We start from the raw sequence: 2,096 nt of genomic DNA, 5'->3' as shown, positions 1-2,096 counted from the left end.
GCTGTCGCATTCCGCGTCCATTAGCTGCTCTAGCCATGGCATTATTCGCTTATCTTGTATGCGCTGTGAGGCTTGTTCTAAGACTTTCTCACGCGGAATACTTGCAAAATAATTCGAGTAATCACACAACAGTATCCAGCCTTGCGAGCCGTGTTTTCTGTAGTGTTGTGCTAGTTGTTTGCGTAGTAGTTTTATCGCATACATTTCGCCTCTACCTTTTTGGTTTGCGCTGTTGCCGTGAGTGTATGAGCGCGTATAGCACGGTATTAGCACGTTTTTTGAGATTGTTTTTTGTATGACTTTCTCCCAGAACGCGCTAGCTTGAATATGCCGTATTTTGCCGCGCTCCATGATCGTAAAACATTTACGGCGTCCTGTTATTTTGCCGCCGCTAGTCATCAGCTTGTGCGCGTGTAGAGTGTTAAGCATCGTATCATTCATGTACTTTTGTACGCTGTTTTTCCATTTTATTGTTTTGCAAGCCTCATAAGCTGCATCAGTAAGCGACTGTAAGCTGCTAACGTTCTCGAAGGTCGCTGTAACTGTTTGTGCCGCGCGATTGTGCTGACGTTTTATTTGCCTACGCTTATATCGCGCCTCAACGCGCTTAATGCTCATAGATAATCCTTTATATAAAAGTAGAGTTGGTGTCTGATGCTGCTTCTAAAGCCCAATGCGATACGCTATCGGGGTACAAGACGGCTTCCATAGCAGCTTGAGAATGCAGCATGAAACAACCGCGGTAAGCGAGTACGATTGCCATGCACTTTTTGGCGTCCGCTGCATCTCATCAGGCACTTTTTTACGCCTAGAGGCGATGGGAATTAAACCCCTTCTGCATTGCATTGCGTTCACACTTAATGTGCTACTAGGTCTAGCGTTATGCGGAATCACGGGAGCGCGCCGCCCGAACTGTTGTAGTTGTAGTAGTTGTTCGAGCCGTCATTGTTGACCACAGGCACGTTCGACGAGTCGTCAGCGTACGTAACAGTGGTTTAATTCCCAAAGAATTTTATTTTTGTTTTACTGTTTTAGCGTGGCTTAATTGTGATGCTAGCATTGTGCGCTCTTTCTCTAGTAAGTCGAGCAGCGGTTGTAACGCTGCCATACCGCGCTTAACTGTTCCTAGTTGTAAAAGCATCTGCAAGTCGTGCACTAGGTCAACACATGATGCACTTGCCTCTATCAAGTGTTTCTTGCGTTCTGCTAGTCGCATTTCATCCGACGGATAGAACGCGTAAGCATGCTCAGATTCACGCTCTAAGCTTTCAGCGTGACCTGTTATATCTTTCCCGACTAGAAAGCGTAGCGACTTTGGCAGCACGGTTTCGCGTTTGATTAGTTTTAGTGTTTCGATGCGGATCTTGCTAGCGGTTACTACATACCCTGTGAGGGTTTCTGTTCTTTGTCTTGCATAGACTTGACTCATCTTAAAATCTTTCTTTAGATACGAGTCGGGGTCGCACAGAGGCGACCCCTAGAATTAATAGATGCGCGTATCCTACGGCTACGCGATGCAGAAGCACGGGAGCGCGCCGCCCGAACCGGAGTAGTCGGCGTAGCCGCTCGAGCCGCCAATGCTGACCACGGGCACGTACGACGAGCCGTCAGCGTACGCGCTGCGCAACCAATACCATTGATTAGATCGCACACGGCTAGCATCATCAGAGAAGCAAGCCCACTTCTTATAAGAACTAGAAGACTCTTTAGAATAATGCTTTGTGCCAAAAGCCTCAATCTCAGACGGAGGAAACACATGCTCAGTAACAGTCCTTTGTGAGCCGTCATTATCCGTCCATGGCAAGCTCATATTGCACACATAAGGTTTCAATGACGACGGCATAGCATTATAAAAATCGTTAAGCTTACTCTCTAAATCAGAGTGTGGATATTTATTACTATAATTCGTCGAAAACTTCAGAGTGTCTGGCAATAGCTTATCAGGCACAAGCAAAGCCTCGTTTCGCCCGTAGTGATTAAACTCGGAAACGGTCCAACGGTAAGTCGTGCCATTTACCGTTTCGTCAAAGTAGTCGCCAGCGTGCACCATGTAGCGCTTATTATCACGAATCGCGCGCGCGATAATCTCCGCTCCA

Annotated in this window: 2 protein-coding genes and 1 pseudogene; all 3 read right to left on the bottom strand. The window is 47.0% G+C overall.

What is annotated here, in order from left to right:
- Positions 1-618: pseudogene (locus tag P0106_RS07125) on the bottom strand (RNA-directed DNA polymerase); the annotation flags it as partial.
- Between the two features lie 394 nt (positions 619-1,012).
- On the bottom strand, positions 1,013-1,429 hold the full coding sequence (locus tag P0106_RS07120; RefSeq protein WP_075038577.1) for a hypothetical protein: 417 nt from the start codon (positions 1,427-1,429) through the stop codon (positions 1,013-1,015).
- Positions 1,430-1,507: 78 nt separating this feature from the next.
- A partial coding sequence (locus tag P0106_RS07115) for a DUF6273 domain-containing protein (protein WP_473730646.1) occupies positions 1,508-2,096 on the bottom strand: 589 nt, incomplete at its 5' end.

The sequence above is a fragment of the Gardnerella sp. c11Ua_71 genome (assembly GCF_055818025.1).
This window is presented reverse-complemented; position numbering and strand designations above follow the sequence as displayed.